This window comes from Xanthomonas sp. SHU 166 (assembly GCF_000364685.1).
Taxonomy (GTDB): Bacteria; Pseudomonadota; Gammaproteobacteria; order Xanthomonadales; family Xanthomonadaceae; genus Xanthomonas_A; species Xanthomonas_A sontii.
In genome coordinates, this window is record NZ_AQOJ01000371.1 from 1 (window position 1) to 9,020 (window position 9,020).

Annotated in this window: 7 protein-coding genes; 5 read left to right on the forward strand and 2 right to left on the reverse strand. The window is 70.1% G+C overall.

Translation table 11 applies throughout. The annotated features are described in order from the left end of the window. The coding region (locus D180_RS10435; RefSeq protein WP_157835451.1) for a hypothetical protein at positions 1-860 on the reverse strand (860 nt) is incomplete at its 3' end. A gap of 241 nt (positions 861-1,101) precedes the next feature. Between D180_RS10435 and rlmJ the strand changes: the two genes are divergently transcribed. Beyond that, complete coding sequence (gene rlmJ, locus D180_RS10440; protein WP_017912748.1) at positions 1,102-1,959, forward strand: 23S rRNA (adenine(2030)-N(6))-methyltransferase RlmJ; 858 nt, start codon at positions 1,102-1,104, stop codon at positions 1,957-1,959. A gap of 27 nt (positions 1,960-1,986) precedes the next feature. On the opposite strand, the gene D180_RS10445 is transcribed toward rlmJ, so the two are convergent. Continuing rightward, a complete protein-coding gene (locus tag D180_RS10445) occupies positions 1,987-2,952 on the reverse strand; it encodes a YwqG family protein (RefSeq protein WP_017912749.1) in 966 nt (321 codons plus the stop codon). A gap of 132 nt (positions 2,953-3,084) precedes the next feature. Here D180_RS10445 and D180_RS10450 point away from each other — a divergent pair, with 132 nt between their 5' ends. From D180_RS10450 to D180_RS10465, 4 genes are all read left to right on the forward strand, one after another. After that, a complete protein-coding gene (locus tag D180_RS10450; protein ID WP_017912750.1) occupies positions 3,085-3,627 on the forward strand; it encodes a GNAT family N-acetyltransferase in 543 nt (180 codons plus the stop codon). 121 nt (positions 3,628-3,748) lie between these two features. Next, the gene (mfd, locus tag D180_RS10455) at positions 3,749-7,405 is read left to right on the forward strand and encodes a transcription-repair coupling factor (protein WP_043090791.1); all 3,657 of its coding nucleotides are present in this window, start codon (positions 3,749-3,751) and stop codon (positions 7,403-7,405) included. 453 nt (positions 7,406-7,858) lie between these two features. Continuing rightward, positions 7,859-8,179, forward strand: a complete 321-nt coding sequence (locus D180_RS10460) for an STAS domain-containing protein (protein ID WP_017908422.1) — start codon at positions 7,859-7,861, stop codon at positions 8,177-8,179. Positions 8,180-8,192: 13 nt separating this feature from the next. After that, positions 8,193-9,020, forward strand: an 828-nt coding sequence (locus tag D180_RS10465) for an Hpt domain-containing protein (protein ID WP_017912752.1), incomplete at its 3' end; no start/stop codon positions are given.

A 9,020-nucleotide genomic window follows, 5' to 3' on the forward strand; every position in this document is an offset into this window, starting at 1 on the left:
GCGTTGACCCGGGCCGCGCGCAGCAACAGCGACGCCTGCGACCCCTCCAGCGGATGCCGGCCATGCAGCTCGGCCGCGCGCAGGTAGGCGGCCAGCGCCGCCGGCAGATCGCCGCGCTGCTCGGCGATGGCGCCTTCGCGCTCCACCGCCAGCGCCTGCATGTAGCCGCCATCGCCCTGCCTGGCCCGCTGCAGGACCTCGGCGACGACCTGGTGCGACAGGTCCGGCAGGCCCATGTCCAAGTAGGCGTCGGCGATGCCGATCAGGGTCAGCAGTGCGACCCAGCCGCCATCGCGCTGTTCGTCGAGCCGGCGGAGTTCCTGCAAGGTACGCAGCGACTGGGCGTAGTGGCCGGCATCGCGCTCGGCGAAGGCGCGCATGCGCAGGGCCGCCGCGCGCAGGCGCGGGAACCGCTGCGCACCGGTCAGCGCCAGGATCGTGGTGACAGGCCGCAGATAGGCCGGGCGCTGGCCGTCGTTGTAGAGCGCGTAGGTCTCGCACAGCAGGTACTCCAGGCGTACCTGCACATGGGCGCGCGCGATCGCGCCGCGCTCGCCGCGCCGCGCCTGCTCCACCGCCGCGGCCGGGCCCTGCGGAAAATGCTGGCAGTCGAAGGCGTCCAGGCGCGCCCGCCGCACTGGGTCGCCGGCGGGCAGCAGCGCCTGCAGGCGCGCATGCGCGACGCGGTAGGCCTGCTCGTCGGCGGCCATGTCCTTGCCGTGCGCACCGACATCCTCGATCAGCGCATCGAACGCCGCAGCCTGCGCTGCGCCCGGGGGCGCGGCTTCGGCACGGGAGGCGCCGCAGGCGGCGAACGGCAGCGCCAACGCCAGGACACCGAGCAACAGGGGAGAAGACATGAGCATGCGAACCGTGGACCCGCCGGCCGCCCACGCGGTATCGGCACTGCGCACCCGAACGCTCCGACGACGCCTGCGCCCGGATGCACAGGCCCATCGTCCACACCTTCCGGCCTCATGCCCGGCAGGCGCCGTGCGGCCGCCAGCGGTCGCGCGGCTAGTGTACCGCGGCCGCGGACCCGCCCTGCCCGGCACCTCGGCAGGCGTGGCCGGCCGGCGTGGCGCCCCGTACACTGAGCGGATGAATTACCGCCACGCCTTCCACGCCGGCAACCATGCCGATGTCCTCAAGCACATCGTGCTGCTGGCGCTGCTCGATGCGTTCAAGCGCAAGGACAGCCCGTTCTTCGTGCTCGATACCCACGCCGGGCGCGGCCGCTATCTGTTCGCGGCGAACGAGGCGCGCAAGACCGGCGAGGCCGCCGCCGGCGTGCTGCGGTTGATGGGCCAGCCGACCCTGCCCGACGTGGTGGAGCGCTACCTGCGCGCGGTGCAGGCCGACAATCCGGTCGGTGCCCTGGTCGCCTACCCTGGTTCGCCGCTGCTGGTGGCGCAGGCGCTGCGCGCGCAGGACCGGCTGGCCGCTTGCGAGCTGCAGCCCGAGGAAGCCGCCGAACTCAAGACGTTGTTCGCCCACGACCGCCGCGTGCAGGTGCATGCCGGCGATGGCTATGCGGCGATCAAGGCGTTCCTGCCGCCGAAGTCCGGGGCCAACCGCATCGGCCGCGGGCTGGTGCTGATCGATCCGCCCTACGAAGCGCAGGACGCCGAGTACCCGCTGATCGTGGCCGCGCTGCGCGAAACGCTGAGCCGCTGGCCGCAGGCGGTGTGCGCGGTGTGGTATCCGATCAAGCAGCGGCGCAGCCTGCAGCCGTTCTTCCGCAAAGCCGCGGCGTTGCCGGTGGCCTCGGCGCTGGTCGCCGAACTGCAGGTGCGCCCGGACGATTCGCCGCTGCGGCTCAACGGCAGCGGCATGTTGCTGCTCAATCCGCCCTGGCAGTTCGAGCAGGCGCTGGCGCAGGCGCTGCCGCCGCTGAAGGCGCACCTGGGCGAAGCCGGTGCCAGCACGCGCCTGGAGTGGCTCAAGCGCGAGGCATGAGGTGCTCGGGGCGGCGCACGCGCGCGCTCAGAAGCAATCCCAGTTGTAGGCGATGCGGCTGAAATCGCCGCGCCGCAGGTCGTCCGGATCGATGAAGAAATTGGCGACGCCGCTGTCGCCCCACATCATCTCCTCGTCGCTGTCCAACTGCAGCAGCAGGACCTGCTTGTCCTGCAGGGTTCGCGGGTCTTGCTGGGTGAACTCCGGGTAGCCGCCGAGTTTGTTGCCGCCACGGCTCAGCGCATCGAACAGCGCGTCGTCCACCGCATCCTGCGACACCGCGTGGCGCTTGGCATAGGCCGCGGCCACCTCCTCCAGCGGCTTGCCCAGCACCTGCTCGAAGCGCACATCGCTGCTGCCGATGGTTTCCTCGCCGGCGTCGAACCGCATCGCCCGCGGCCGCGCCGGATCGAACGGCAACGTGTCGGCCGCTGGCAACGGCACCTCGGCCTGCCGCGCCGACGCCTTCGGCTGCGGCCAGTACACCACGCGGAAATTGCGTTGTTCGCTCAGCGCGGCCAGGTCGCTGCGCGCACCACCGAAGTTGGCCCCGTAGAAGTCGTCGTCGCCGCCGATGAAGAACTGCAGCATGCCCTGGCGCGGGTAGCCGGGCAGCGGCGGCATCCGCGCCAGATCGATCTGCGCCAGCAGCGCCAGCGGCTGGCCGTCGGCCGCGTGCGGATACGGCCTGTCCGCGGTCCAATAGGGACGCCCGCCGACCTTGCTGGCCAGGCGATCGTCCTGCGTCATCGGCTGCAGTTGCACCTGAAGCACCGGCCGGCGCGTGGCCTGCAGGCGCGCCTGGTAAGGAGCCAATGCCTGCGTCGCCAGTTGCTCCGCATCGGCGACTGGAGCGGCGGCGGTGGCGGTCGGCGTGTCGTGGTGCTGCACGCGCAGCAGCCACCTGCCACCGCCCACCAGCAGCCCCACCAGCAGCGCGGCCAGGCCCAGCCCGATCGCCGCGGAGACGGCCACGGCATGCGATGTCTTCATCGTCGCGCATTCCCTTGAACGAAGCGCCACTCTAGCAAGACCACCCGAACGGCACATCGGCAGGACGCTGCGTTCACGGGCGTAAGGTTTTGGTAATGCGAGAATCCAGGCTTCGTCGAGGATCATACGGCCATGGCTACCCGCAACCGCATGCCTCCGTGGCATGAAACCTTCACCCTGCCCAGTGGGCGCGAACTGCTGATCCGTCCGATCCGGCCGGAGGACAGCGCGCCGCTGCAAGGTGCCTTCGGCCTGCTCGGGCCGACCGAGATCCGCGAGCGCTTCCTGCATTCGACGCAGGAACTGACCGAGGACATGGCGCAACGCCTCACCCATCCCAATCCGAAGTCGGAACTGATCCTGGTCGCCGCCGAGCCGCTGCCGCCTGGCGAAGCGGTGGTCGGTGCGGTGGCGCGCGCCGCGATCAACCCCGGCACCCGCGAGGCGCAGTACGCGATCCTGGTCAGCAGTTTCGTTTCCGGCCAGGGCCTGGGCCGGCAATTGATGCGCAAGCTGGTCAAGTGGGCACGCCGCAAGTACCTGGACCGGCTCTACGGCGATGTGCTCGAACGCAACCTGCCGATGCTGCAGCTGGCCGAGTCGCTCGGCTTCCAGCGCATGCCGCATCCGGACAATCCGGACCTGGTGCGGGTGGTGCTGGAACTGGGCAGCTGAAAACTCGAGACCCGGGACCCGGGACCCGGAAAAGCCAGAGCTCCGCAGGCAGCTTCAGCTCCTGCTCTTACGTGTCCCCGGTCCCGGGCCCGGGTCCCGACCTTGCTAAACTAGTTGGTCCATGCCGCCCCTTCCCTTCCCCGTTCCGCCGCTGCCCAAGTCCGGCCAGCTCCGCGCGCACTGGCGCGCCCCCGCGTCCTCCACCGCTCTGGCCTGGCACATCGCCTGCGCCGCGTCCGCGCACCGCGGGCCGTTGCTGGTGGTCGCCCGCGACAACCAGAGCGCGCATCAGCTCGAAGCCGACCTGCACAGCCTGCTCGGCGACGATCCGAGCCTGCCGGTGGTGCCGTTCCCGGACTGGGAAACCCTGCCCTACGACCAGTTCAGTCCGCACCCGGACATCGTCAGCCAGCGCCTGGCCGCGCTGCACCGGCTGCCGACGCTGACCCAGGGCATCGTGGTGGTGCCGGTGCAGACGCTGATGCAGCGGGTGGCGCCGCTGCGCTACATCGTCGGCGGCAGTTTCGACCTGCGCGTGGGCCAGCGCCTGGACCTGGATGCGGAGAAGCGCCGACTGGAAAGCGCTGGATACCGCAACGTGCCGCAGGTGATGGACCCGGGCGACTTCGCCGTGCGCGGCGGCCTGCTCGACGTGTACCCGATGGGCACCGACGCGCCGCTGCGGATCGAACTGCTGGACGAGGACATCGATTCGATCCGCGCCTTCGACCCGGAATCGCAGCGCTCGCTGGACCATGTGCAGGCGGTGCGCATGCTGCCCGGGCGCGAAGTGCCGATGGACGACGTCAGCGTGGAGCGGGTATTGACCGCGCTGCGCGAACGCTTCGACGTCGACACCCGGCGCAGTGCGCTGTACCAGGACCTGAAGGCCGGGCTGGCGCCGTCGGGCATCGAGTACTACCTGCCGCTGTTCTTCCAGGACACCCGCAGCAGCGGCGCCCGCGAGGCCACCGCCACCCTGTTCGATTATCTGGGCGAGCACGTGCTGCCGCTGATCGCCGCGGGCGTGGGCGCCGCGGCCGATGCGTTCTGGGCGCAGACCCAGGCCCGCTACGAGCAGCGCCGCCACGACGTGGAGCGCCCGCTGCTGGCGCCGGAGGAGCTGTACCAGGCGCCGGACGCGCTGCGCGAGCGCCTCAACGGGCTGCCGCGCATCGACGTATGGGCCGCCGACCACCCGCGCATCGACGAGGCGCAGGCGCTGGGCGACCAGCCGCTGCCGCCGCTGCCGGTGGCGGCCAAGGACGCCGCGCCGGGCGCGGCGCTGAAGAGCTTCCTCGATCACTACCCGGGCCGGGTGCTGATCGCCGCCGATTCGCCCGGCCGCCGCGAGGCGCTGCTGGAAGTATTGGCGGCCGTGGAGTTGAAGCCGGAGGTGCTGCCGAGCTTTGCGGCATTTGTTCCTTCTCCCACCAGGAGAAGGTGGCGCGAAGCGCCGGATGAGGGTGCGGCGTCTGCGCGGGCGGGAACGAAGAAGGCGGGTGCTTCGGCAAGTTCCACGGTTGCGCAGACGAACTCCACTAGCGGTCGGACCCTCACCCCAACCCCTCTCCCGGAGGGAGAGGGGCTTTCTGCTGCACGTTTCGCCATCGCGGTTGCGCCGCTCGACGACGGCTTCGCGCTGGAGGAGCCGCGCATCGCGGTGCTGACCGAGCGCCAGTTGTTCCCCGAGCGTGCCAGCCAGCCGCGGCGCAGCCGGCGTGTGGGGCGCGAGCCGGAAGCGATCATCCGCGACCTCGGCGAATTGTCCGAGGGCGCGCCGATCGTGCACGAGGACCACGGCGTCGGCCGTTACCGTGGGCTGATCGTGCTCGATGCCGGCGGCATGCCCGGCGAGTTCCTGGAAATCGAATACGCCAAGGGCGACCGGCTATACGTGCCGGTCGCGCAGTTGCACCTGATCAGCCGCTACTCCGGCGCCTCGGCCGAGACCGCGCCGCTGCATTCGCTGGGCGGCGAACAATGGACCAAGGCCAAGCGCAAGGCCGCCGAGAAGGTGCGCGACGTGGCCGCGGAGCTGCTGGAGATCCAGGCGCGCCGCCAGGCCCGTGCCGGACTGGCGCTGCAGGTGGACCGGGCGATGTACGAGCCGTTCGCCGCCGGCTTCCCGTTCGAGGAAACCCCCGACCAGTTGGCCGCGATCGACGCCACCTTGCGCGACCTGGCCAGCAGCCAGCCGATGGACCGCGTGGTCTGCGGCGACGTCGGCTTCGGCAAGACCGAGGTCGCGGTGCGCGCGGCCTTCGCCGCGGCCAGCGCCGGCAAGCAGGTAGCGGTGCTGGTGCCGACCACGCTGCTGGCCGAACAGCACTACCGCAACTTCCGCGACCGCTTCGCCGACTACCCGCTCAAGGTCGAGGTGCTGTCGCGCTTCAAGAGCAGCAAGGAGATCAAGGCCGAGCTGGAGAAGGTCGCCGCCGGCAGCATCGATGTGATCGTCGGCACCCATCGCCTGCTGCAGCCGGACGTGAAGTTCAAGGACCTGGGCATGGTCATCGTCGACGAAGAGCAACGCTTCGGCGTGCGCCAGAAGGAAGCGCTGAAGGCGCTGCGCGCCAACGTGCACCTGCTGACCCTCACCGCCACGCCGATTCCGCGCACCTTGAACATGGCCATGGCCGGCCTGCGCGACCTGTCGATCATCGCCACGCCGCCGCCGAACCGGCTGGCGGTGCAGACCTTCGTCACCCAGTGGGACAACGCGCTGTTGCGCGAAGCCTTCCAGCGCGAACTGGCGCGCGGCGGCCAGCTGTACTTCCTGCACAACGACGTGGAGAGCATCGGCCGCATGCAGCGCGAGCTGAGCGAGCTGGTGCCGGAGGCGCGCATCGGCATCGCCCACGGGCAGATGCCCGAGCGCGAGCTGGAAAAGGTGATGCTGGATTTCCAGAAGCAGCGCTTCAACGTGCTGCTGTCGACCACGATCATCGAATCGGGCATCGACATCCCCAACGCCAACACCATCGTCATCAACCGCGCCGACCGCTTCGGCCTGGCGCAGCTGCACCAGTTGCGCGGCCGCGTCGGCCGTTCGCACCATCGCGCCTACGCCTACCTGCTAGTGCCGGACCGGCGCAGCATCACCCCCGATGCGCAGAAGCGGCTGGACGCCATCGCCTCGATGGACGAACTGGGCGCCGGCTTCACCCTGGCCACCCACGATCTGGAGATCCGCGGCGCCGGCGAACTGCTGGGCGAGGACCAGAGCGGGCAGATGGCCGAGGTCGGTTTCAGCCTGTACACCGAACTGCTGGAACGCGCGGTGCGCAGCATCCGCCAGGGCAAGCTGCCGGACCTGGATGCCGGCGAGGAGGCGCGCGGCGCCGAGGTGGAACTGCATGTGCCCGCGCTGATCCCCGACGACTACCTGCCCGACGTGCATACCCGCCTGACCCTGTACAAGCGCATCTCCAGCGCCCGCGACAGCGACGGCCTGCGCGAACTGCAGGTGGAGATGATCGACCGCTTCGGCCTGCTGCCGGATCCGGTGAAGCACCTGTTCGCGATCGCCGAACTGAAGCTGCAGGCCAACGTGCTGGGCATCCGCAAGCTGGAACTGGGCGAGCACGGCGGGCGCCTGGTGTTCGAGGCCAAGCCCAACGTGGATCCGATGACCATCATCCAAATGATCCAGAAGCAGCCCAAGCTGTATGCGATGGATGGCCCGGACAAGCTGAAGCTCAAGCTGCCGCTGCCGGAAGCGGCCGACCGCTTCAATGCCGCGCGCGGCCTGCTGACCGCGCTGTCGCCACGCTGAGCGACGCGGGCGCGTCCGCCCGCGTCGGCTCCCGCACGCGGCCGGCTGCCGCGACCTACACCGCTCTGCCCCGCCCCCGCCTCGACCGCCACAACGTTCGGTGGCGTATGGGCGCTCGCGCCACTGTGTTCCCTGGCCTGCAGCGGTCTTCACGTGAAGACCGCCGCCACGTCGCACGGATGGCGCGGCTTTTTGACGCCTTCCCCGTTGCCGCGACTGGCACGGCGCATGCAGAAACGTAAGGACCGACCGCACCGGCGCGGTTATGGGATCCGCGTCCTGGCACCGGTCTGAACCACTCAGGCTCGCGTGCGGCCTGCGAGACAAATGCTTCACGCGGGCTAAATATCTCTAAATATTTCCCGTCCGCGCCGATATCGCTGGTACCCAGGCCTGCACACGCCCTTCACGGCGTGGCGCCGGCTTTCCACTCGCCACTGCCGGAGACCCGCCATGCGCTCGACGCCCCCCGACGAACAGGATCCGCCGCTGCAGTTGATCGTGGACGGCGACATGACCATCCGCCATGCGGCCGAACTGAAGCCGCTGCTGCTGCCCGCGCTGGAGCATCCCGGCGGCCTGCGCCTGCAGGTGCAGGCGGTGAACGACATCGACGCCACCGGCGTGCAACTGCTGCTGGCCACCCAGGCCGCGCTGCGCGCGCTGGGACGGCCATTCCAGCTCGAGGGCTGCACCAAGGCGGTCGGCGACGCGCTGGACCTGCTCGGCCTGGGCGACGCGTTCGAGCGCGTCGGCGACGACACTCTTCACTAATCGGCAGCACAACATGAACATGGATCAATTGCTGCAGACCTTCATCGCCGAGAGCCGCGACCTGCTCGAGGACATGGAACGCAACCTGCTGGAAGCCGAGCGCGGCGAAGCCGGTCCCGACGCGGTCAACGCGATCTTCCGCGCCGCCCATACCATCAAGGGCTCCGGCGGCCTGTTCGATCTGGCGCAACTGGTCGGCTTCACCCATGTGGTGGAGAGCGTGCTGGACCTGGTGCGCGAGCAGGCCGTCGCGCTGGATTCGGAACTGATCCAACTGATGCTGGCCTGCTGCGACCACATCCGCACCCTGGTGGAAGCGGCCGCCGGCGCCGAGGCCGACGAAGCCACGCTGGCCAGCGAGGGTGCGCCGCTGCTGGAACGCCTGCAGACCTACCTGCACCCTGCTGCCGCGCCGGCCGCGAAGGCCAGCGCCGCCGCAACGCCCGCGGCGCCGGCGCAGACCGGCTACTGGCGGATCTCGCTGCAGTTGTTCACCGATGCGCTGCGCTTCGGCAACTCGCCGCTGCACCTGATCCGCTGCCTGCGCAGCCTCGGCAGCCTGGAAGCGGTGCGCACCCGCCACGAGCGCGTGCCGGCGCTGCCGGACCTGGATCCTGAGGCCTGCTACCTGGGCTTCGACATCCTGCTGCGCAGCGACGCGCAGCAGGCCGCGATCGAGGACATCTTCGAATTCGTGCGCGACGACTGCGACCTGCTGGTGCTGGCGGTGGACCCGCACGGCGACGCCGCCAACCTGGATCTGCCGCTGCTGGTGGCCGAGGCCGGCAGCCAGGCCAGCGCCGACGACTTCGCCGGTTTCGAGAGTGCCGCCACACCGGAG